This is a genomic window from Nocardiopsis yanglingensis (genome assembly GCF_045809185.1).
Lineage (GTDB): Bacteria > Pseudomonadota > Gammaproteobacteria > Xanthomonadales > Xanthomonadaceae > Stenotrophomonas > Stenotrophomonas yanglingensis.
The window spans coordinates 395,814-417,608 of the sequence record NZ_JBJNRH010000002.1 but is presented as its reverse complement, the minus strand read 5'-3'; the positions used below and the strand labels follow the sequence as shown (position 1 = coordinate 417,608).

At 66.5% G+C, this 21,795-nt stretch carries 26 protein-coding genes; 7 read left to right on the top strand and 19 right to left on the bottom strand.

Annotation, left to right across the window (positions count from 1 at the left end; translation table 11 throughout):
* Positions 1-2: 2 nt before the first annotated feature.
* The 9 genes from ACJ7C5_RS05205 to ACJ7C5_RS05165 all read right to left on the bottom strand — a co-directional run bounded on the left by ACJ7C5_RS05205 (position 3) and on the right by ACJ7C5_RS05165 (position 7,073).
* The gene (locus ACJ7C5_RS05205) at positions 3-1,202 is read right to left on the bottom strand and encodes a phage tail sheath C-terminal domain-containing protein (protein ID WP_412703259.1); all 1,200 of its coding nucleotides are present in this window, start codon (positions 1,200-1,202) and stop codon (positions 3-5) included.
* A 107-nt stretch (positions 1,203-1,309) separates the two neighbouring features.
* Entirely contained in the window at positions 1,310-1,894 is a 585-nt protein-coding gene (locus ACJ7C5_RS05200) for a hypothetical protein (RefSeq protein WP_088024784.1), read from the bottom strand.
* Between the two features lie 4 nt (positions 1,895-1,898).
* Positions 1,899-3,398 (bottom strand): tail fiber protein, encoded by a 1,500-nt coding sequence (locus tag ACJ7C5_RS05195; RefSeq protein WP_412703258.1) that lies wholly within the window; start codon positions 3,396-3,398, stop codon positions 1,899-1,901.
* Positions 3,399-3,405: 7 nt separating this feature from the next.
* Positions 3,406-4,185, bottom strand: coding sequence for a phage tail protein I (locus ACJ7C5_RS05190; protein WP_412703257.1), 780 nt, complete (start codon positions 4,183-4,185; stop codon positions 3,406-3,408).
* Positions 4,178-5,074, bottom strand: a complete 897-nt coding sequence (locus tag ACJ7C5_RS05185) for a baseplate assembly protein (RefSeq protein ID WP_049444103.1) — start codon at positions 5,072-5,074, stop codon at positions 4,178-4,180. The genes ACJ7C5_RS05190 and ACJ7C5_RS05185 overlap by 8 nt, the downstream gene beginning before the upstream one ends.
* Before the next feature lie 2 nt (positions 5,075-5,076).
* A complete protein-coding gene (locus ACJ7C5_RS05180; protein ID WP_049444104.1) occupies positions 5,077-5,415 on the bottom strand; it encodes a GPW/gp25 family protein in 339 nt (112 codons plus the stop codon).
* Between the two features lie 52 nt (positions 5,416-5,467).
* Positions 5,468-6,058 carry a phage baseplate assembly protein V gene (locus ACJ7C5_RS05175; protein WP_097048678.1) on the bottom strand — a complete coding sequence of 197 codons (591 nt, stop codon included), beginning with the start codon at positions 6,056-6,058 and terminating at the stop codon, positions 5,468-5,470.
* The gene (locus tag ACJ7C5_RS05170; protein WP_412703256.1) at positions 6,055-6,609 is read right to left on the bottom strand and encodes a hypothetical protein; all 555 of its coding nucleotides are present in this window, start codon (positions 6,607-6,609) and stop codon (positions 6,055-6,057) included. The genes ACJ7C5_RS05175 and ACJ7C5_RS05170 overlap by 4 nt, the downstream gene beginning before the upstream one ends.
* A 116-nt stretch (positions 6,610-6,725) precedes the next feature.
* Positions 6,726-7,073 (bottom strand): hypothetical protein, encoded by a 348-nt coding sequence (locus ACJ7C5_RS05165; protein WP_156476665.1) that lies wholly within the window; start codon positions 7,071-7,073, stop codon positions 6,726-6,728.
* Between ACJ7C5_RS05165 and ACJ7C5_RS05160 the strand changes: the two genes are divergently transcribed.
* Positions 7,072-7,272: a hypothetical protein gene (locus tag ACJ7C5_RS05160; protein WP_412703255.1), complete on the top strand. Its 201-nt coding sequence runs from the start codon at positions 7,072-7,074 to the stop codon at positions 7,270-7,272. The genes ACJ7C5_RS05165 and ACJ7C5_RS05160 overlap by 2 nt on opposite strands.
* Positions 7,273-7,352: 80 nt before the next feature.
* Here the strand turns inward: ACJ7C5_RS05160 and ACJ7C5_RS05155 are convergent, their stop codons facing one another.
* The 7 genes from ACJ7C5_RS05155 to ACJ7C5_RS05125 all read right to left on the bottom strand — a co-directional run bounded on the left by ACJ7C5_RS05155 (position 7,353) and on the right by ACJ7C5_RS05125 (position 12,902).
* Positions 7,353-7,838, bottom strand: a complete 486-nt coding sequence (locus ACJ7C5_RS05155) for a glycoside hydrolase family 24 protein (protein ID WP_412703254.1) — start codon at positions 7,836-7,838, stop codon at positions 7,353-7,355.
* Positions 7,835-8,185, bottom strand: a complete 351-nt coding sequence (locus ACJ7C5_RS05150) for a hypothetical protein (protein WP_057501923.1) — start codon at positions 8,183-8,185, stop codon at positions 7,835-7,837. The genes ACJ7C5_RS05155 and ACJ7C5_RS05150 overlap by 4 nt, the downstream gene beginning before the upstream one ends.
* Entirely contained in the window at positions 8,182-8,610 is a 429-nt protein-coding gene (locus tag ACJ7C5_RS05145; RefSeq protein WP_232460607.1) for a Mor transcription activator family protein, read from the bottom strand. Before ACJ7C5_RS05145 ends, ACJ7C5_RS05150 begins: the two co-directional genes overlap by 4 nt.
* Positions 8,611-8,964: 354 nt before the next feature.
* Entirely contained in the window at positions 8,965-9,348 is a 384-nt protein-coding gene (locus ACJ7C5_RS05140) for a hypothetical protein (RefSeq protein WP_061479756.1), read from the bottom strand.
* 154 nt (positions 9,349-9,502) lie between these two features.
* Positions 9,503-10,141, bottom strand: a complete 639-nt coding sequence (locus ACJ7C5_RS05135; RefSeq protein WP_061479757.1) for a deoxynucleotide monophosphate kinase family protein — start codon at positions 10,139-10,141, stop codon at positions 9,503-9,505.
* 40 nt (positions 10,142-10,181) lie between these two features.
* Positions 10,182-10,409, bottom strand: coding sequence for a hypothetical protein (locus ACJ7C5_RS05130; RefSeq protein WP_242891786.1), 228 nt, complete (start codon positions 10,407-10,409; stop codon positions 10,182-10,184).
* Between the two features lie 156 nt (positions 10,410-10,565).
* Entirely contained in the window at positions 10,566-12,902 is a 2,337-nt protein-coding gene (locus ACJ7C5_RS05125) for a VapE domain-containing protein (RefSeq protein ID WP_412703253.1), read from the bottom strand.
* A gap of 487 nt (positions 12,903-13,389) precedes the next feature.
* Here ACJ7C5_RS05125 and ACJ7C5_RS05120 point away from each other — a divergent pair, with 487 nt between their 5' ends.
* The 5 genes from ACJ7C5_RS05120 (at position 13,390) to ACJ7C5_RS05100 (ending at position 18,272) form a co-directional block, all read left to right on the top strand.
* Entirely contained in the window at positions 13,390-13,614 is a 225-nt protein-coding gene (locus tag ACJ7C5_RS05120; protein WP_082783348.1) for a hypothetical protein, read from the top strand.
* 11 nt (positions 13,615-13,625) lie between these two features.
* On the top strand, positions 13,626-13,880 hold the full coding sequence (locus ACJ7C5_RS05115) for a hypothetical protein (RefSeq protein ID WP_005408345.1): 255 nt from the start codon (positions 13,626-13,628) through the stop codon (positions 13,878-13,880).
* Positions 13,881-14,091: 211 nt separating this feature from the next.
* Positions 14,092-14,487: a DUF2946 family protein gene (locus ACJ7C5_RS05110; RefSeq protein ID WP_412703252.1), complete on the top strand. Its 396-nt coding sequence runs from the start codon at positions 14,092-14,094 to the stop codon at positions 14,485-14,487.
* 129 nt (positions 14,488-14,616) lie between these two features.
* A complete protein-coding gene (locus ACJ7C5_RS05105; RefSeq protein WP_412703251.1) occupies positions 14,617-16,755 on the top strand; it encodes a TonB-dependent receptor in 2,139 nt (712 codons plus the stop codon).
* 11 nt (positions 16,756-16,766) lie between these two features.
* Complete coding sequence (locus ACJ7C5_RS05100) at positions 16,767-18,272, top strand: PepSY domain-containing protein (protein ID WP_412703250.1); 1,506 nt, start codon at positions 16,767-16,769, stop codon at positions 18,270-18,272.
* Between the two features lie 9 nt (positions 18,273-18,281).
* On the opposite strand, the gene ACJ7C5_RS05095 is transcribed toward ACJ7C5_RS05100, so the two are convergent.
* Complete coding sequence (locus tag ACJ7C5_RS05095) at positions 18,282-19,415, bottom strand: MFS transporter (RefSeq protein WP_412703249.1); 1,134 nt, start codon at positions 19,413-19,415, stop codon at positions 18,282-18,284.
* Between the two features lie 11 nt (positions 19,416-19,426).
* Positions 19,427-20,203 carry a DeoR/GlpR family DNA-binding transcription regulator gene (locus ACJ7C5_RS05090; protein ID WP_412703248.1) on the bottom strand — a complete coding sequence of 259 codons (777 nt, stop codon included), beginning with the start codon at positions 20,201-20,203 and terminating at the stop codon, positions 19,427-19,429.
* A gap of 159 nt (positions 20,204-20,362) precedes the next feature.
* On the opposite strand from ACJ7C5_RS05090, the gene smqnr reads away from it, so the two are divergent.
* Complete coding sequence (gene smqnr / locus ACJ7C5_RS05085) at positions 20,363-21,010, top strand: SmQnr family pentapeptide repeat protein (protein WP_412703247.1); 648 nt, start codon at positions 20,363-20,365, stop codon at positions 21,008-21,010.
* Positions 21,011-21,013: 3 nt separating this feature from the next.
* Here the strand turns inward: smqnr and ACJ7C5_RS05080 are convergent, their stop codons facing one another.
* Positions 21,014-21,688, bottom strand: a complete 675-nt coding sequence (locus ACJ7C5_RS05080; RefSeq protein WP_412703246.1) for a class I SAM-dependent methyltransferase — start codon at positions 21,686-21,688, stop codon at positions 21,014-21,016.
* Positions 21,689-21,795: the final 107 nt, after the last annotated feature.

Here is a 21,795-nt window from a genome sequence, read left to right as displayed (position 1 = left end):
GCTTAGAAGATCTCCGAGACGTAGTTGTTGTTCATGTGCATGCGGAACGTCAGCTGCTCACCCGGGTAGGTCGGGGTGAAGTCGAAGTCCCAGAAGAAGCGGCCCTGGGCCACGCTGTCCGCTGCGTTCAGTTCCGGGTCGATCCAGCAGTTGCCGCCGAGGATCGCGCCCTGGGTCTTCAGGCCGCGCAGGAAGGCGTTGACGCCCTCGCGCACGTCGTCGACGTAGGTCTTGCTGATGCCGCGGTCGACGGCCCACAGATGGGCGGCCTCGAGGCTGTCAGCAATGATGTCGGCCGTGCGCACCACGCACAGGAACTGCCACTTCTGGTCGCTGCTGGCGGTACGGTTGCCCCACAGGCGGAAGCCACCTTCGCGGATGATGGTTGCCACGTTCGACTGGTTCAGCAGGTTGGCGCGGCTGGTCGCGTCGGACAGGCCGAAGTCGATCGCACGCGCGGTACCGACCACGCCGTTGAGCTCCAGGTTCGACGGCGATGCCCACCAGCCGCGTTCGTTGTCACTGCGGGCGATGGCGCCGGCCACGGCACCGGAGGCGTAACGGGTGACGATGGCATCACCGGACTGCACCAGCAGCGCCGGGTCGACCACGTAGACGCGCTTGGAACCGGTCAGGGCGGTGGTGCTCTTGGCAGCGTCGTCGGTGCTGTTCGGGCCATCCTTGATGATCACCGCGCGCAGCTTGTCGGCGATGCCGAGCAGTTCGGCCACGACCGGGTTGGCCAGCAGTTCGGTGTCGCGCTTTTCGTGGGTGTGGGTGAAGCCCGGCACCGCCAGGATGCGTGGCTTGACGCCCACTACCGACTTTGCCGCCAGCAGTGCATGCACGCCGGTGTAGGCACCGGTCTGCGCGTTCACGCCGCCCAGCACGTTGGCCAGGGTGTCGTTCTCGGTGGCGCCCTTCTCGACGCGGATGACGACGACGACCGCGTTGGACTGATCGAAGATGGCGTCGAGCTGGCCCGGGAGGGTGCCCTCATCGACTTCGGTTGCGGCGTTGGCGAGCAGCTTGGCTGCCTGCGAACGCGAGGTCACCAGGACCGGAGTGTTGTACGGGAAGGCGATCTTGTCGGCGCGGGGCGCGGTGCCCACAATGCCGATGACGCTGGTCGAGGCAACAGCGATCGAGCGGGAACCACCATCGATGTTGACGACCTGCACGCCATGCAGAAAATCGGCCATGCGTTGTTTTTTCCTTGGTTGGGTGGGTGCTGCGGTCGCGATCTGCGCCGCATGGGTACATGTTCGTATCTGGCCGCGGCTGGATTAATTGCAGCCGTGGCCCGACGTCAGGGTTGCGGCTGCGCGGCCGGGTCGGGTTCGGGTGCAGTGACCATCACCCAGGCGGCACGGGTTTCATCGAAGGTGACCGGGTAGCTGCGATCCGCAGGCGGTGCCAGATCGGTGACCGATGACGGCAGCGCGACCCCACGGGAGACGGGAGTAGCGAAGCTGGCATCGTGCTTGTTCCACAGCGGTCGCGTGCTGTAGTCCGGCAGCAATGTCCATTCGCGGCGGCTGGCATTCCACGCGTTGTATTGCGCGGTGGTGCCATCCAGCTTGAATGGCTCGGACAGGGTTACGTCCTTGGGCAACGGCTCGCCCAGCGCAAGGCGATTGGGTATCGCCATCGCGGTGCGTGTGTCCCACAGCATGTGGTTACGGAAATCGGCCACCGTTTCCCAGCGTGAGCCGTCATCGGCCAGGCGCAGTGCCTGGTATTCGCCGGCAGTTTGGCGAGGCGTGACGTCCACGGTGAAGTCGGGCAGGTTCCAGGTACCGTCCGGGGAAGGCTGCAGGCGGACCTTGCCCATGTAGGCGCGGGTATCGGGATCGTAGGAGTGCGCGAAGCGCGGTTCAGTAGGCAAGCTCATGTCCTCAGTACGCGATGCAATAGATCATCCGCAGGCCGGCAGGCAGGTTGCGGTCGCCACCGGTGTTCTCCACCACGATGGTGTGGGTGTGTGCACCGGCATCGGCGGCCGAGGCGGCATGGCCGTGGTCACCGACCTGGGCGATGGAAATGGTGTGCGAGTGGCCGCCGGCGCCATTCATGCCGATGTTGTGGCCATGTGCGCCTGCGCCGTCGGTGCTGAAGCTATGGGCATGACCGCCGGCGGGTGCTGTGGCGCCGTCCGGATACAGCGCATCGTTGTCGCGTTCGCGATAGACGCCGTAGCCGTTGAGGGCAGGATTGGAGGGAACAACGCCTCCATGCTGGTGGTCGCCGGCCCACGAGGTGCCGCCGGTATGCGCATGGTGGCCCTGCGAGTCGGTCCATGCACCGTGCGCGTGGTCACCGACGGCACTGGCGCTGGCACCGTGGGAGTGCGCGCCGCCTGCGCCCACGGAAATGGCGTGGCTGTGGTTGCCTGCCGTTGCCGCGCTTGCACCGTGGGCATGGCGGATCACTTCACCCTGGGTGAAGCTGCCGACCGCTTCCGGGTTCAGCGTGTGCGTGACCACCGTGCCTTCCTGCATTGCCGGGAGGTTGAAGGTGGTCGCGCCATCACCGGCGCCGTAGCGGGTACCGATGGCGGCGAACAGTGCCGGATAGCTGGCACGCGGAACAGCGGCGCCATTGCACAGCAGCATGCCGTTGGGCGCAGTGGCACCGGCGAACAGAATCACCTGTCCGGGCACGTGCACGCTGGATGGCACGCCGGTCATGTTGCGCCAGTCCAGGTAATGGTTGCCGTGCCTGCCATCGAGCAGATCGGCATCCAGGCCCTTGTCGGCGCCCTCGTCCTTCAACGCTGCCGATTTCAGCCCCAGGGCGGAACGGAACGCGGCATCGGTTGCGATCGACAGCAGCGTGCGCACGAACTGGGTGGGGGCGCTGGCACCAAAGCGCTTGTCGATGAAGGCACGCAGCCCGCGCGGTGTCACCGCACGCTGGGTGTCTGCACCATCTTCGGTCTCGGTCGTAGTGGCCAACTCGACCACGCCCTGCACTTCGGTGGTGGAAGGGGGATAGATGAATTCGGCATTGCCGAATTGGATCAGCGCGGTATCGACTTCACTGAAGCGGGTATCGGTGGAGAGCAGCAGCATCGAGGCTGCGGTCTTCTCCATGATGGGATCGGTCTGGCCGAAGGTTGCAAACAACGTGCCGTCGCCCAGGTACAGGCCGAAGCCGCGCAGGCTGTAGGCGGTAGCGCTGTCGTCGCGGATCGTGACGTGCAGCGTGTCATCTCCCACGGCCTTGCCGCCGAAAGTGGTGACCCGCTTGATCTCGCCGGGCAGGGCGGTCAGCCCCGCCGTCGGCGTGAATGCCGTGGACGTCAGGCCGATCTCGGTGATCAGCACGGCATTGGTGCCGGTGTTGGGTGGATTGACCAGCTTGGCAAAGCCGGCGTCGGTGATTTTCAAGCGCATGCGGGGTTTACTCTCCGATCAGTTGGATGCGGCGGAAGGTGGTGCCCTGGGCACCGACAAGTGCACCGATACCGGCGCTGGCCTGCATGCCCTGGGTGAAGGTGAAGTGCGATCGCACCGGCTTGGTCCGGCTGATCTCGCCGATCACGTCGTCGACGAACTTGGCGGTGGCGGTCTCGCCGCCCTGGTTGGCGATGGTCATCACCGCTTCGAAGGTGTGCGGTGCACCCTGCGGCTGCATCTCCCACCATTCGCGGATCAGGATCGAGCCACCAAAAGCGGCGACCACGTCGCGCACGCTGCCCCAGGTGCCCTTGCGGCGCTGGATGGCGATCGCGGCGCGTACGCGTGCACGCTTCACCGTCTCCGGCCAATACGCTTTCCATTCGTCAACGGACAAGGCCCAGGCCAGCCAGGGCAGCAATGCGGTCGGACAGCGGTCGGCGTCCCACAGTGCGGTGATGTCTACCGGCAGCGGACGGGCGACGATGGCGCGCGCCAGTCCACGTTCGGCATGGGTGGCATTGGGGGGCAGCAGGTTGGGAGCACGCGGAACCGCGATCTGCGCATCGCCTTCGATCAGCGTGCCGGGTGCCGGGGCGGCCGACAGGATGACCGTGGCGCCGCTGATGGCAACATCGCGCAACCGCTGCCGTCCTTGCTGGTCGGTGCGGTACACCGCCTGCAGGGTTGCCAGTGCACCACCGGGGTGACGGAAGGTACGGTTTCGCCCATCGATGGCACCGCTCAGACGCGCGCCGATCAGGCGGGTGGTAGCGTCACTCATCATTGCCGCCATGGGTCAGCGTGATGCTGGTGCAGTGCGTGGCCTGGGTACGATCAACCACGATGTCTTTGGCCGGGTTGGTGATCTCCACGCGCTGCACGCCCTCGGCATGCAGTGCGGCGAACAATCCCGAACGGGTGACGTCGCGGCCGAGCCGATGCGATTCGCTGATGTAGCGGTCAAGGCGGGTGCGCGCTTCGGCCAGCACCACCTGCGAATCCGGGCCGGCAAAAGTGAAAAGTGCGGCGTCGACCGTGTAGTTGATGATGGCAGCGGGTTTAACCACTACGTGATCGGTCAGTGGTCGCACGTCATCCGCACTCAGCTTTGCGTCGACGATATCGAGCAGACCCTGGGAAGCGGTGCCGTCGCCTTCGCGTGAGAGCACAGAAACCACTACCTCGCCAGGGGAGGGACTGGTTGCGCTGGCGTCCAGCACACGGGCGTCGGCGCTCAGCGCGTGGAAGATGTAGGCACCCTCCGGCCCAGCCACACTGAAGCCTTCCGGCCCCAGCTGGATGCGGCGTCGGAAATCCTCGTCACTTTCGTAACGCGGTGCGATGCCTTGCTGCGGCTTGCCGGGGTCCAGCACCTGGCGGGCGATGCCGAAGATCGCAGCCAGATGGTCCAGATCGTTGCCGACGGCATAGGCCAGCATCACGCCACGTGCTGCATCGTTGACCCGCTGGCGATCGAGCAGGCGCAGGTAGGTGCAGACCTCGAGGATCTTGAAGGCCGGGTCCGACGGCAGCAGCGCGTCGAAGGTGGGATCCAGGGCCTGCAGCGCGGTCAGCGATTCATCGAACATGGCTTCGAAATCGAGCACTTCGATGACCGCCGGGGCAGGCAGCTGGGACAGATTGACACTGGTGAACGAGCCGGATGCCACGGTTAGCGAACCTCGATTCCTTCGATGGTGATGGCCTCGCCGTCGGGCAGGTGGATTCCGGTCACTGCCAGGATCATCACGCCGGGGGCGGGGAGGGAGACGTCGATGTTCTCGACGTGGAGACGCGGTTCCCATCGCGCGAGCGCGTCGACGGTGGCCGCGATCAGGTCCATGCGCAGCGAGCGGTTGGTCGGCGCATCGATCAGTTCGAACACGCGCGAGCCGTATTCGCGGCGCAGTACGCGGGAGCCAAGGGGCGTGGTGAGAATGTCACGCACGGACTGGTGCAGATGGGCGAGCCCATCCAGTGATTTGCCGGTGTTGGCGTCGATTCCTCGCATGGCCTCTATCGTCGTGGAGTGCGGGTATTCAGGGCATTGCAGGCGTGGCCGATCAGGCCTGCGCCGGCGTGGTGGGAGCGGTCGGCCCCTGCGCGGTGTGCGTGTGTGCCTTCAGCCCGATGGCACCTGCCTTGATCTCGGCGGGTGTGCTGATGTCCTTGCCCGCACTGATCGCGCCGGTGACGTCCAGGTTGCCAGTCGCCTTGATCGACGGCGTATCGAGCACGATCGATTCGCTGGCGATCACCTGCGCACTTGCACAGGTGACAGTGACCTTGCCGCTGCCAACATGGACGTTGAGCGTGCCGGTTTCCTGGTCATACTCGACGATGCTGCCGTCGGCGTACTCGGTGCGCTGCCGCAGTCGCGAGTCGGCGGGCGGCGGGAACCGGTCCTGGTACAGGCTGCCGAGCACGAGTGCCTGGCCGGGGTCGCCATAGGGACAGGCGAGTACCACCTGCTCGCCGGGTTCGGGGGCACACCAGCTGCGCACGCCGGGTCCGGCCCGGCGTTCCAGCCAGGGAATCCAGTCGGTGAGCATGCCGTCGGCATCGACGCGAACACGCCCATTCGCTTCGTCCAGCTCGCGTACCACACCGATCATCAGCAGGTTGCCGATCAAACGTGCGTGTTCGGCGCTCATGGTGCGCGTTCCGGCAGGGGCTGGTAGCGCGCTGCATGGGCACGGCCGATCTCTGGCGCGAAGCTGTAGGACGCCTGTGGCACTACGCCTCCTTCATCGTCCCAGGCGTTGTCGCCCAGCGCGACCGGCAGTGACCATTCGACGACCCAGCTGCGCAGGCCGGCCTGTGCGGTTGCGGCGTCTTCGGGCAGGGCCGCGATTACGTCGATCGCACCGCTGGAGGCACCGTGGAAGCGGCCGAGCTGGTGCAGCCAGGTGGCCAATGCAATCGCGGCATTGCGCAGTTGCAGCGCGCCGGCGGTGCTACCGGCCGACACGACGATGCGTGCCTCGAAACGCAGCACCGCCTGCAGCAGTCCGCTGCCGTCATTGCCTTCCCGGCTGCGGTCACAGCGGGTCAGTGCCAGCAGGCAGGCCGGTGTGGGCATGCCTTCGCTGCTGGCCTCGCGATAGAACTCGACGGTTGCGAAGTCCGGAAAGCGTGTGCGGATGGCGGCTTCGATGGCGCCGTGCAGTGTGTCGAGCGTCGGAGAGGGGGAGTCAGTCGCCATATCAGCTCATGTAGTGAATGGTGGAAGGGCGTGGCCGCGTGGCACGCGCGGTCTGCAGCCAGTGTTGCCATCACCGGATGGGCACGGCATTGCAGGCGTGGCCGCCCGCGGCGGGGTCAGAAGGCCGGCGCGGCGCCGTGGTTGTTGCCGGCGGCGACGCCGCAGCCTGGAGGCGCTACCGGTGCCGAGCCGTTGAGGGTGATGCCGCGCTGACTGCCGAGGCTGCACAGCAGCGCTCGCAGTTGATCGGCCAGCGCGTGGTACTGCCGCGCGACCGCAACGTGATTGCGCAGCAGTGCATCATCAGTAGCTGCCTGCAGGTCTGGCAGCTCGTCCGGCGCACGCAACTGCGCCGGTGCGATGCTGAGATCAACGAGGCAGGGCGCGGCCGGCGTTGGCTTCGCGCCAGATGCGCACGAACTCAGCATCAGCGTCGCCGCGATCACGGCCAGGCGTCTTGGCATGGGTCTCGATGTCCTGTTGCAGGGTGTTGAACTGCCGGGTGCGCTGGGCCTGCGTGGCCAAGCGCTGCGATTCGGCCCGAGCACCGGCGCGGGCGTTGGCGAGGTCCTGCTGATGGGCGGCCTGCGCCGCATCAGCGCGCGATGCCTGCTGTGCGGCCTGGGTGCTGGTAACGGCGAGGTCTGCGCTGTGGTCCCGTAGCGTCCACCCCAGCCAGGCGCAGCCTGCGTGGCTTCCGGCCAGGACCAGCAGGCCGATTCGGAACCGCAGGGCGAGGGGCGTCACTGCAGGGATCCGCCGGCGGCCCGGTAGGCCGCGCGCAGTGTTTCCAGTGCGTGCTCCTTCTGCCCGTAGCCGGCGCCTGGCAGCGACGCCCAGATGCGCCGTGCCGCGGTGACGGCGGCATCGAAGCGTCCCAGCCGGATCAGCTCGTAGGCCCCGCACTGCTTGAGCAGGGCGACTGCTGCACGGTCCTGCGAGACGGGGCCGAAATCGGGCAGGCCGAGTCGCGCGCGCAGGTCGTCCCAGGTGCTGCGAAGAAACTGGTAGCGGCCGGCGGCGCTGGATTTGATGCCATAGCGTGGCAGCGACACCAGCACGCGGGGATGGTCGCGGTAGTCGTTGAACAGCTGGCCTCCGACGATCACGTCGTAGCCACGGTCACTCGACCGCTGGCTGGGGATGTCGGTGCCTTCGGACACGGCCAGCATGTCCAGGAATGCGACTACATTGGCGCCGCCGAGGGCGCTGGCTGCGGCGGCCGTCATGCGGCAGCTCCCGGCTGCTTGCGCACCAGCGCGAGCAGCGCATCTATCTGCACGCTCTGCTGGACGATCTGTGCGCGCAGGGCGCTGACCTCGCCGCGCAGCTGGCCGATCTCCTGTGCCATTGCCTCGCGTTCGTGCATCAGGCCGTCGGCGCGGGTGCGTTCGGCGGCAAGCTGCTCCTGCAGGGTGCGCAGCGTGTTGCTGGTGGCTTCATCGGCGGTACGGTCGACCTTGGCCGACGACAACCATTGGCGCAGCCACAGCGATACCGCGATCAGCACGCCCGAGGTTCCCCCCAGGTACTTGGCCCAGTCCGGTACACCGGCCAGCAGGTCGCTTTCGTTCATGCGCGCGCGTATCCCTTGAGCAGGGCCGGGTGGACCGCCGGCGGTGGCGCGGAGCGGGCGCCGCGCAGGGCGCGCTTGATGGTGGTCTGCGAGACACCGAACTCACGTGCAACATGTTCGCGCGGCATGCCGCTGGCCACGGCACGCGCGATCTGATCGCGGCGTTCGTGCGCGCCGGCGGCAAAGCAGGAGGCCAGGAACAGCAGCTCGCCACCGAAATGCGCGACCAGCCGCTGGGCGACGTCGTGGCCGAGGATGTCGATCAGGCGATGCTGATCAGGCAGGGTGGATGGAACGTAGACGATGACGCGGTGGCGGCCGGTGGTGCTGGAGGTGGTCGGCGGCCATGCACGCACCAGCGTGAGGGCTGCGGATTCGCCGATGACCTCGGCCAGGGTCTGGATGCTGTCGGGCAGGGCGTTCATGAAGGATGTCGTCAGTGGCATTGATCTCCACTGTTGCCATCCCGCCCCTTCAGTCAACACCTTTCATCTACTTTCGGCTGTGTGCTGAAGACATTCATCGGCGCCGCGAGGACGGGTGAGGAGTGCTGCAGGGCGCGGTGTGATGCCTTGCAACCGCTGGCTGTTGCCACCGATGTTTTCCCCTCCTTTCGTACTCGTGGTCCTCACAAGGCGGAAGGAAGAGCAGATCAAGGAGATGCGGCAGGTACAGGGTGAGGACGACGCCCCATGGGCCGTCCTCATGCAGGCGAGCGGGCCCTGAAACGAAAAAGCCCCGGACGATGCCGGGGCTTCAGGACTGCAGGTGGAGCTGGATCAAAGGTCGAACACCAGGTTGCCGCCGGTCTTGCGCGGGATGTAGCCCGCGTCGCGCAGCCAGCGGGCGGCATTGACCTGGTCCATGCGCTTGACCGGGAAGCGGTTGGCGAACATCAGGAAACGCGCCACGGTGATCGACTCGCCCTTGCCCTTCAAGGCAGCGAGGGTTTCGGTGAACCACGGCGCGGGCGGCTGCTGGCTGCCGGGGCGTGCGGCGGTCCGTGCCTGCCTGGCGCTGCCGGCGTCGCTCTGGGCGTTGGCCTGCGAGCACAGCGAGATGAAGATCGCGTCCAGGCTCACGGTGTCCTTGCCGCCCTTGGGCTGGGACTTGAACAACTCGATGGCCTTCAGGCGCGTCGACGTGAACTGTTCGACCTCCATGGCATTTCCTCTTTGCGAACGGGGTTGGGGATGCAGGGTGACGACAGGTGTCGTCGGTGATGGGGGACGACCTTACATCATTTTCGCCGACGATGGGTCGGAACCTGCGGGCGGGACAGGGCACGCGGCAGGGCAACGCGGCCTTGCTCCAGGCTCAGATCACGCCGCGCGAGAGCAGCTGGTCCAGCGTCCTGCGTACCAGATCGGCCTGGCTACCGTCGTTGCTCACCTCGATGTCGATCAGTTCATCGGGCAGTGGCTGCTCGCTGGTGTGGGTCTGATGGATACCATGGCCCGGGCGGTTGACGCGGATCACGACACCGCCGCGGCGGCGGATCGCATGTGCTTCATTGGCGAAGCGGACATCAGGTACCAGGCCGCCCGCTGGCAGGCGTGCGAACAGCGAACGTACCCACAGCTCGGGATGGACGCGATCACGCCCCCATTCGATGCCGGCGGCCTGCATCAGGTGGCGTGGAGTGAATTCAGCCAGCCAGTCGATGGCGTCCTCCTTGCGGTTGTCCAGTTCACGCAGCGACAACCCGAGGAGGGAGGCGACGAACTGCCGTAGCGGGGCGGCGAAGCTGTCGCAGGGTAGTGCCAGTGCCGAGGCCAGTCCGTTGGCGAGGGTGTCCTTGCCGGCCCGCCTGCCGCCGGCGATGCCGATATAGAGCGGAGGACGCGCTTGCGGAGCCGCTCGCAGCGCGATGCTGCCCAGAGCGGGGCCGGTACGGAACGCAGCCAGCGTGTCGGCAATCATGCGATGGCCGCTGTCGAGGGAGGCGGGAATCATGCGGAATCTACTCCTGGGGAAATTCGGCAGTGCGGGCGGGTCAGGAATCGCGACCGGCCGCGCTGCGCGCGCGCAGGATGCGCTGGGTGATGCGACCACCTCGGGCAGCCGCCGCGATCGGGTCGAAGCTCAGCATGGCGGAACGTGTACGGCGGCCGGCAGCAAGGTGGTCGCGGATGGTGCGTTCGGAAAGCACCGGTACCCGCTGGTGGATCTGCTGCACGGTCAGCTGCTCACCTTCGAAGGCATGCAGTCGGGGACGAGGCATGGCGGAAGCGCTCCTGGAAGGTGGCGAAGCCGATACGGACATCTTGCCTCTGTGGGTCGCCCTAGTCAACACCTTTCATCTACTATCATCCCGATGGAGCGAGGTGACACTCAGCGCTGCTGCGGTCGATCTGATGGCCGTCATGGATTCATGGCATCAGAACGGACCGGCTGCGTGCCCGGCGAGGTTGAGCTTTCGCGGTGGCATCAACCAGACCTTGGCCCGTTCCTTGCCGACCACCTTCGTGCGCACATCATGGCGCTTGACCACATAGGCGGCGGCCTCGTTGACCTCGCGGCGGTTCGGCTTGTCGATGCCGACCGCGATGACAATCTCGGTGGCACGGTACTGTGCGCTCCACTGCACGGCAGGGACGGACCAGTCGAAGTAGCGGTCGATCAGCTCGGCGATCGGAGAGATCGGTTCGTGCTCGCTGTTGGTGGCGTTCAGCGCATCCAGTTCCTCGCTGGACAGGTGCCAGGTCTCGCCGTCGCAGTAGAGCGCATGGGCTTCGGCCCACACCTGCTGCATGTCGATCCGTGCCGGTTCGCCCAGGCCCACGGCATGCACGGTCCACCAGCGGGTGTTGCCGGTGGCGTCGCGCAGGAAGCGCTCGTCATTCACGCTGGCGAACAGGATGGTGCGCCGCGCATAGCGGGATTCCGTGCGCGCATACGGGCGGCGGATCTCGTCGTGGCTGCGTGAGATGAACGACTTCAGCGCAGCGATATCGGTGCGACGGAACGTGGCGTCGACTTCGCCCAGTTCCACGATCCACTTGGAGATGACCTGTTTGATGCTGTCCTTGTTGGCCGGATCGAGCACCACGCCATCGGCGATCAACTGCAGCTCGGCCGGTGCCAGTTGCCGTGCCCAGCGCGTCTTGCCCAGGTTCTGTTTCGAAACGAAGGTCAGCACACCACGCGCTACCACGCCGTCCGGCTCAAACGCCGCGGCCACGCCGGAGATCAGCCAGCGACGCATCAGCACTTCCTTCAGGATGCGGCCGTCGGCCATGCGCGTGGGTTGAGCTTCCTGCACGGTGTCGAAGAACGCCTGCAGGCGGGACTGGCCATCCCAGGGCCGTGAGGTGATCCAGCTGGCGACGGGATTGTACGGATTGGCCTCGGCGACCTGGCACAGGTTGGTCTCGAAGCTGGCGATGGCCATGCCGGCGCGGTGCATGCAGTCCATCACTTCACCGGCGGCCACCTCCTTGGCATTGTCGACCGTGCTCTGCAGCCCCGGAACCAGGATCTCCAGATCCTTGCGGATGACGTTGTAGCGCACGGTGACGCCGGTGCGCCGGCACAGCTCGGCCAGATTGCGCGCGGTCGGCAGCGGGCGTCCGCGCGCGCCGGTGTCGGGGAACGGAGTAAAGGCATCGAATGCGGACAGGTTGCCGGGTACCTGGTAGCGTGCGTTGGACGACGATGGCGCATCCTCTTCCGCAGTGTTTTCCTCGGTAATGGCAGGCGGCCGAGGGAGCAGTTGGGTGCGCACTGCCTCCAGTCCTTCGCGCAGGTGCAGATCGTTGAAGTCGGTCGGACGGTCATCGTCGTCGTGCAGCGCGGCGAACTCGGGCCACACCACGCGCGCGTCGATCTCTGCGGCAGCGCGAGTGGCGTGGGTGACACCGGGATTGTCCAGCGGTTGCCGGGTCCATCGGTCGTTGTCGGCACAGATGACGAAGTCGGCATCGGGAACCGCGCTGCGCCAGGCACGGGCGACCGCAGCGAGATTGCCTGCGTCCCAAGCCACCACCACGCACCCGCCCGTGGCCTGGTGGATTGACGCCGCCGTGGCGTAGCCCTCGGCGATGGCGATCGGCTGTCCAGGCAGCGGCTTGCCAATGACGTGGAAGCAGCCCTGTTTGCGGCCTCCGCTGAGAAAGTCCTTGTCGCGGCCGAGTGCCGGATCCGTGCGCGGAAAGATCGCCTGCAGTGAGACGATCCGGCCCGTGGCGTTCATCACCGGCACCAGCAGGGCATTGTCGATGTAGCGGAAGACCAGGCCGTCGCTGTTGCGCACGGGCCATGCCGCCACACGCAGCGCATGCGCGTGGATACCCTTGCGCATCAGATAGGGATGGTGCACGTCTGCGGGCAGGGCGCGGTTCCACAATACGTTGGCGGCCTTGGCTGCGGCCTCCTCTCGTTCGCGCTGCTGCCGTTCCCGTTCGGTACGGGCGACTTCCTGGCGTTGCCGGATCGCGCGCTGTTCGGCAGCACTCAGTGTGGTTTCCGGCTTCGCACACCAGGCATGGCGGCTGCCAGTGCGCCAGCTGCCGAACTCACCGGCCGGCACGTGGTCTCCGAACAACACGGCCCAGCCATTGCGGGTGCCACGGCGGTCGCCTTCCACATGGAAGCGCACCAGCGTGCCATCGGCGTTGAGTGCGTCGCGGCCGCGCGCATCCGGCACGATGCCGTGCGCGTGCATGGCCTGCAGGAACGCGGGAACGATGTCCTGCGCTGGGTGCGGTGTGTGCATTCGACGGGGCCCCTTGGAACGTGGATCGGTCCACCGCAGCGGGTAGTGGCCAATGCGCTGTGCAATGCCTGCCGTATGCCGGCCACGCGACGGCGGACCAACGCGACGTGGCCAGGGCAAGGTGGAGGGAGATGACGTGATCATGGTGTCGGAAAACGACACCATTTGCAACACCTTCCAGTACCTTGCATCCCTGAGCCGGATGAAGACTATCAGCGGGCGATGGATCTGCGATGACGTGCGCAGATCGTCGCCTGCGCGACGTTGCGTCGCAGTTGGCGAGAACCGCTTTTCCGATGATGCGACCGCCGTCAGAGACGGCCCTTCGTTTCAATCCACCGCCCCTCGGGGCACCCATGCACAAGGAGCCTGCATGCCTGAAATCCATTGCAACTGCGAACGCCGATCCGATGCCGAGCCCGCGTTTTCCACTGTCGTCGCGGCGTTCTCAATCGGTGCGACCACCCCCCGATAAAATACAGCTGGCATGACGGACACCATCGACGAAGCGCAGGAATTTGAAGCGCGCCATCTGCAACGCGCATTGGCCCGGCACGCAACGCGGGCCAGCAACGTTGCTCCTCTCTCACCCATTGGGGAATGCCACAACCCGGACTGCAGCGAAGACTTCGACAACGATCCGGCCAGGCTGTTCTGTGGGCCTGCCTGTGCCGAGCGTTTCGAAGCCATCCATCAACACCGCAACGCATAGGAACAGGGGACATGTCTCTGAACAGCAACGACGCTGGCTTCACCGAACGCATCGCCGGATTGTCGGCCGAGCTCGCCGTGCTGGTGAGCCTGGTGGAGAACCACATCCATCTGCAGTTGGCCGACCTGGCCGATTCGGGTGATGTGGATGCACAGGAGCGATTCGCGGTGGCCGATCCGGAACGCTGGTTGGAGAACGCCCGCAACAGCCTGCAGGCGGGCGTCATGTTCCTGGAACGTGCGGTGCAGCAGCCCGCGCGGTTCTAGCAATGCGATGCGGGGACGGAAGGGGCCGTAAGGTCGCCTTCCGTCCCCCCTTGGGGCCATGGAGAGCGCCTGCGTCCGAGGCTGCGTCATAACGTCGCACCATCTTTCTGGAAACCCTGAACATGGTCCAAGGTTGGTCATCCCCCCGTAGAATGGGGGTGTGCGTCGTTCTGTCCTCCACCGCCGGTTCCAGGTCCTGGCATGGCTTGCCATGCTGCTGGTGCTGCTCGCCCCACTGGTGAGCCGCTGGCTGGCGCATGGCCACGTTGCGACCACCGCACCGGTGGCAGCCATGAATCACGCGATGCACGCAGAGCATGCGCAGCACGCGATGGAAGGGCACCACGACCATCACGCGATGGCAATGCAGCACGGGGGATCGAAAGCGAAGCCGGCTGCCGATCCACACGCCGACCATGAGATGGGTGTGGACTGCGATTACTGCCTGATCGCTGCGCGGCTGATCACCCTGCTGGTGGCGGCATTGCTGTTGTTGGCGCCGATGGCACAGGTGTGCCGCGCGCTGCGCGGTGCGGTGGGGGCGCTGCCGCAACCAATCAGCGGCACATTGGGAGCGCGCGGGCCACCGGCCTTCACGGCCGCCTGAGCCGCACGCGCGTTGCATTGAACGTTTTTCCATGAGGTTGCCGGCCACGGCCGGCGCCCGCACGCGCGTGTTTGTCCCTTTCTGATTGCTGCCCTGCCACTGCGGGGTGGCCTTGCATGCCGTGAACAAATGAAAACCAAACCCAACTCCGCGCGCCTGCGCAGGGCGGCGCTGCCTGCGCTGTGCATGTCCCTGCTGCACGCCGTACCAGCCCTTGCCGCCGATGCGGCCCCACCAACCACGCTGGATACCGTGCGGGTAATCGATACCCGCAGTGGTGAGCTTTCATCCACCGCCAACGCCGGTTCCGCGCTGGGCCTGAGCGTGCTGCAGACACCGGCCAGCCTCACCGTCATCTCGCGCGAACAGCTGGAACAGCGGGGCGACAGCAACCTCAACGATGCGATCAGCCGCGCCGGTGCGATCAGTGCCATGCCGCACCCGGGCAATGGTCTGAGTGCACTGTCCAGCCGCGGCTTCACCGATGGCGCCTCGGTGATGCGCCTGTACGACGGGCTGCGACAGTACGGTGGCGTGGGCATCACTTTCCCGTTCGATACCTGGTCGATCGAGCGCATCGAAGTACTGCGTGGACCAGCCTCGGTGATCCATGGCGATGGTGCGATCGGCGGCGTGATCAACATCGTTCCGAAGAAACCCACGCGTGGCGCCATCGAGAACGAGATCAGCGTGACCGTGGGCAGCGAGGACACTGCGCGCCTGGGCTTCGGCAGCGGCGGTGCGCTGACCCCGGACCTGGCCTATCGGTTGGATGTGAGTGGCAATTACGGCGGTGGCTGGGTTGACCGTGGCCGAAACAGTGACGCGACCTTTTCCGGTGCCTTGCTGTGGCAGCCGCGGCAGGACCTGCAGCTGACCCTCACCCATGCGCAGGGCTACCAGAAACCGATGCGCTACTTCGGCACGCCGCTGGTGGATGGCCGCCAACTGGAAGCGCTGCGCCATCGCAACTACAACGTGGAAGACAGCGAGATCCGCTACCGTGATCGCTGGACCCAGCTCGACGCGCTGTGGACACCGAACGCAAACGTCGAATGGCGCACCCGCGTCTACCAGATCGACAGCCAGCGCGATTGGCGCAATGCCGAAGCCTATGTCTACAACCCGGCCACCGGCTTGATCGATCGCTCGGGCAACACCCAGATCACGCACAACCAGGACCAGACAGGACTGACCTCGACCCTGCGGGTGCAAGAGAACATCGCGGGCCTGGCCAACAGCTTCGCCGTGGGGCTTGATGCCAACCGCGCACACTTCAAGCACACCAACAACACCTATGCCGGCAGCTCGGGCCCGGTTGACCCGTTCGATCCGGTGCCGGGCCAGTTCGCCAGCGATGCGCCGGACCTGCCGCGCTATCGCAACCGCGCCGAGCAGTACGCGCTGTTCGTGGAAGACCGGTTGGCATTGAGCGAACGCTGGTCGGTACTGGGTGGGTTGCGCCACGACCGCGCGCGCATCGACCGCACCGATCTGATCAGCGGCCAGAACGCGTTCTCGAAGACCTACAGCAGCACCGGCTGGCGCGCAGGCACCGTGTTCGCGTTGCAGCCGACGCTGAGCCTGTACGCGCAGTACTCGCAGGCGGCGGACCCGGTCAGCGGACTGCTGATGATCAGCCCGGCCAACGGTGCCTTCGGTCTGGCCAAGGGGCGGCAGATCGAGGTGGGCCTGAAGCAGGCCTTCGACGGTGGCGAGTGGACGCTGGCGGCGTATCGCATCCGCAAGACCGGGCTGCTCAGCCGCGATCCGCTGGTGCCGGATCGCCGCGTGCAGGTGGGCGCGCAGACCTCGCGCGGTATCGAGGCGTCGCTGAACTGGAACTTCGCGCCACACTGGTCGCTGGATGCCAACGCCACGGTACTGAAGGCCGAGTTCGAGGACTTCCTGGAAACCACCGGTTCGCCGGCGGTGCTGGTGTCGCGTGATGGCAACGTGCCGCCGAACGTGGCCGAGCGCCTGGCCAACGCATGGTTGAGCTGGCAGTTCCTGCCGGACTGGAGTGCAGCGGCGGGCGTCCGCTATGTCGGCAAGCGCTACGCCGACAATGCCAACACGCTGGAACTTCCCGGCTACAGCACCACTGACCTTGCGCTGACCTGGCAGGCGGCACCGCGCACACGGCTGTCCGCTCGGCTGTTCAACGTGTTCGACAAGGCGTACTACGCCACCGCGTACTACACCAGCACGCAGTGGCTGCTGGGCGCGGATCGCCGCGTCGAGTTCACCGTCGACCATCGCTTCTGAGGACGCGCACCATGTCGCTGCGATCCACTGCCAAGCGTTGGACCTATCTGGTGCATCGCTGGCTGGGCATTGGTGGGTGCCTGCTGATGCTGCTGTGGTTCGTCAGCGGCATGGTGATGCTGTTCATCGGCTACCCGAAGCTGACGCCGGGTGAGCGGCTGGCGGCGTTGCCGGTGCTGCCGGAGGCCCGCGATCTGCACGGGCTGTCGGTGCTGCCTGCCGCCGTGCAGGCCGAGCCGGAGGCCGTGGCACTGACCACGCTGCGTGGCGAGCCTGCGTATGTGGTGCGCACGGGAAGCAACGTGGGGGCGTGGTCAGCCGTCACCGGCCAGGCCTTGCTGCCAGTGTCGGCACAGCGCGCCGAAGCGTCAGCGGCACAGTTTGCTGGCGGCCCGGCCTTTGTCGGTGCAATGCGCGTGGAGGAGGACCGCTGGACGCATTCGCGCGCGCTGGACGCGCACCGGCCGCTGTACCGGGTGGAGGTGGGGGGTACGAAGCCCGGTGACCTGTATGTGTCTTCGCACACTGGCGAAGTGGTGCTGGACGCACCGCATGTGCAGCAGCGCTGGAACTACGTGGGTGCCTGGCTGCACTGGCTGTATTTCCTGCGCATGCAGTCGGTGGATCCGGTGTGGACGTGGGTGGTGATCGTGCTGTCTGCGCTGTGCACGGTGGCGGCGGTCAGCGGCATCGTGGTGGGCCTGTGGCGCTGGCGTTTCCGTGGGCGTTACCGTTCCGGTGCGAAGACGCCCTATGTCGAACCATGGATGCGCTGGCACCATCTGATCGGGCTGGTGGCTGCGACCTTCGTGTTTACCTGGATATTCAGCGGGCTGATGTCGATGAATCCACTGGGGGTCTTCAGCAGCACGCGTGAAGCGATCGACAGCGGACGCTATCGCGGTGGCACGGTGGCGGTGGATGGCGCGCTGGGTAAGCCGGCGACACTTCTGGCCGCAGCCGATGCCGAGCGCTTCCAACCGGTGGAAATACAGTGGCGCCGCATCGGAGGCGAGCTGTTCGCGGTGCTGTTGGATGGGAATGGCGATACCCGCATCGTGTCTGGCAGCGATGGGCATCTGCAGGTTGCTCGGTTGCTGCCGGCGGCGTGGCTGCAGCAGAGGGTGCGGGCGCTGTCCGATGCGCCGATGCAGGGTTTCGTGGTGCAGCGTGCAGCGGACGCCTACTTCTATCCGCGTGCGCCCGAGGCCATGAATGGTGCAGCGGTACGCCGCTTCCCGGTAGCAGTGGTGGACTTCGGCGATGCCGAGGCGACGCGCGTCTATCTCGACCTGGCCACCGGCGATCCGTTGCTGACGATGGGGCATCGCGAGCGGGTGGGGCGCTGGCTGTTCTACTTCCTGCACAGTTGGGATCTGCCGGCGATGCTGCGCCAGGAAGGTGCCCGGCTGGCGGTGTTGCTGCTGCTGAGCGCTGCCGGCACCGCGTTGTGTGCCACGGCGACGGTGATCGGCTATCGGCGATTGCGGATGAAGCTGCGGCGCAGACGGCGTTGATGCCGCGGGCTACACCCGCAGCCAGCGCGTGGACACTGCCACCAGCAACAAGGCCGTGGCCACGCCGATGAACGCAGCGATCAGGCCGAAATGGTTGGCGGCGAAGCCGATCAAGGCCGGGCCAGCAAGGATGCCGGCAAAGCCCAGCGTGGACACGGCAGTAATCGCCAGCGCACCCGGCATGCGCGTCTGGTGCCCAGCCAGCGAGAACAGGGCCGGCGCGATGTTGGCGCAGCCAAGGCCGACCAGCACATAGCCTGCCAGCGACGCCTGCCACGGCGTGACCAGGGTCAGCACCAGCACGCCGGCAGCGGCAAGCAGAGCGCCAAAGACAATCGCGCGCTGTCGTCCCACGCGCGCCACCAGTGCATCGCCGAACAGTCGTGCGACGGTCATGGTCAGGGTGAAGGTCACATAGCCGATACCGGCAAGGCTGGCATCGACGCGACGCACATCGCTGAGGAAGACCGCGCTCCAGTCCAGCATCGCGCCTTCGCCGAGGAAAGCGACGAACGCCAGCACGCCGATGAACAGCACGATGCCGTGCGGCAGGGCCAGCATCGGTGTGTCGTGCGGCATGCGTTCGCTGTGCCAGTACGGCGCCGACAGCAGCATCACCAGCAACATGGCGCCAACGCCGATCAGCACCGATGCCAGTGGCGGCAGCTGTGCGGACAACAGCACGGTCATGGTTGCCGCGCCGAGGAAGCCACCGATGCTGAAGAAGGCATGGAAGCCGGACATCATCACCCGCCGTGCTTCGCGCTCGACGATGACGGCCTGCACGTTCATCGTGCAGTCCATCGCGCCCACGGCCGCACCGAACACGAACAGCACCAGGCCCAGCGTCCACGCCGAACCCGCCAGGGCCAGGCCGGGCACGGTCAGGCAGATCAGCAGGCTGCTGGCCACCATCACCCGGCGGCAACCTAGGCGCGCGGCCAGCACGCCGGACAAGGGCATCGCCAGCAGCGAGCCGGCACCGAGGCAGAGCAGCACCAGCCCCAGCGTGGCGTCATTGATCTCGGTGCGTGCCTTTGCGAACGGCACAAGGGTGGCCCACAGCGCGGTGGCGAAGCCGGGAATGAAGAATGCGGCGCGGGTCGCGTGCTGTTCGGCACGCGCGCGGTTGGCAAGGGACATGAGCGGTACGGTCAGGGAGGCGTGGGGTGCACCGCGATACCGGCGGCGCGGAAGCGAGCCGCCAGTGCGGGCGGTGCGGTGGTGGTCAGCACCAGGTCGTCAATCTCGTCCAGGCTGGCGATCTGCCAGTTGCCGCGCGCACCGAGCTTTTCGGTGGTGGCAGCGACGATGACGCGGCTGCTGCAGGCCACCATCGCGCGCTTCAGCGTGGCTTCTTCGGCATCCATCGCCCACACGCCGGTGTCACCGTCCACCGCGCATGGGCCGGGCAGGTACACGTCGGCACGCAGGCGCTGCACCTGGGCCAACGCTTCGGCACCGACCGCGCCGCCACCGCTGGCCAGGCGGCCGCCGATCAGCTGCACCGAGGTGCCTTCAAGCATGCTGGCGGCGGTGGCGATCTGTGGGGTATTGGTGATCACCGTCAGCCCGAGAGCGGCCGGCAACTGCTGGGCGATCGCCAGATTGGTCGAGCCTGCATCGAGCAGTACCACCTGGCCCGGTTGCAGCAGCGCGCAGACGCGGGCGGCCAGCTCGGCCTTGTCGCCGCGGTCGCGGGTCAGGCGCTCGCGCAGCGGCCGTTCCTTGGGCGGCGGCAGCACGGCGCCGCCGTAGACGCGCTGGCACAGGCCTTGGGCGGCCAGCTCGCGCAGGTCGCGGCGGATCGAATCTTCGGAGACGGCATAGCGGCGCGCCAGTTCGGCGGCGACCACGCGGCCCTGCTGGCGCAGTTCCTCGAGGATCTGCTGGGTCCGCTGGGCGGGGAGGGGGCTGGGATCGGAGCTCATGACGCAAGTCTGCACGTTCGTGCATTAACGTGCAACATCGTGCATTTGGCGGGAGTGGACACAGAACGGCTGGACTGCCGGTGAACCCGACCGCGCCAGCGTCTATGGATCGCCCTCGCGGCCCGGCATCATGACGGGGCCCCTGGCATGGAATCCCTGATGTCCCCCACCGTTCACCGCAAGCTGCGCATCGGCGCGGACCAGTACATCGGCCAGAAAGTGGTCGACCAGCAGTTCCACGAATGCGATTTTTCCGGCGCCGACCTGACCGGTACCGAGTTCATCAACTGCAGCTTCTATGACGCCGACACCCGCGCGGGCTGCCGCTTCAATGGCGCCACGCTGAAGGAAGCCAGCTTCCGCAGCTGCGACATCAGCATGTGCCACTTCAGTTTCATCAAGGCGCTGGGCCTGGAGATCAGCGAGTGCCGCGCGCAGGGCGCTGATTTCAGCAACGCCAGCTTCATGAACCAGATCACCACGCGCAGCTGGTTCTGCAGCGCCTTCATCAAGAAGTCGAACCTGCGCTACGCCAATTTCTCGCGGGTGACGCTGGAGAAGTGCGAACTGTGGGAGAACCGCTGGGACGGCGCCAACGTGAGCGGTGCCAGCTTCGCAGGATCGGATCTGTCCGGGGGCCAGTTCGAGGGTATCGACTGGAACAGTGCCAACTTCACCGACTGCAACCTGACCAACTCGGAGCTGGGTGAGCTGGACCTGCGCAGCACCAATCTGCGCGGCGCCACGCTGGATGTGCAGCAGGTGGCGCTGTTGATGCAGCGCATCGGCATTACGGTGGTGCCGTAGGCATCACCCGGCGTACGCCACCCAGCCCTTGAAGCTGAAGCCTGCATAGAACAGCTCCACACCGTCGAAGCCGGCCTCCTGCAGCAGTGCGACCTCCTGCTCGGGTGCCAGCAGCGGCAACCGCTCGGCAATGGCGTCGATCGCGCGCTGCGCATCGGCGTGGGCAACCCCCGAGGCTTCGGCGAACGCCGCGTAGCGCTGCAACCAGCGCAGCTTGCCGGCCGGGTCCTGTGGCACGCTGTGGTGCGCCACCACCAGCGGCGCGCCGGGTTGCAGGCGCCGGTGCAGTTCGCGGAGCGTGTGCAGGCGCTGCGCGGCATCGAGAAAGTGCAGGGTCAACAAGCAGCTGGCACCATCGAAGCGCACATCCGGGGCATCGTCGATGTAGCCCTCCAGCAATTCGACGCGTGTGTTCAACGGACCCAGTGTCTGCTCGGCCAGGGCCAGCATCGGCGCAGCAGGGTCCACGCCGAGCAGTTGCCAGCCCGGCTGCGCTTCGGCAAAAGCCTTCAGCTCCAGCCCCCCACCCGCACCGAGCACCAGCACGCGGCCCTGAGCAGGGACGCGTTCGGCCAGCAGCAGGCGGCTCATCTGCTGCAACGCGAGGAAGCCGGGCACCTGGCGCAGCGGCGCGTCAGCATAGCGGGCCACCGCCTGTGGGTCGGAGAACGTGGACATGCGCGGATTCCTGCGGAGGGGACATACCACTGTAGCGCGGCGCGCAAGAGGCATTGCGCGCCGGCGCTGCTTTGCCTAAGGTGCGCGCCTGTCTGGAGCTGCAGGAC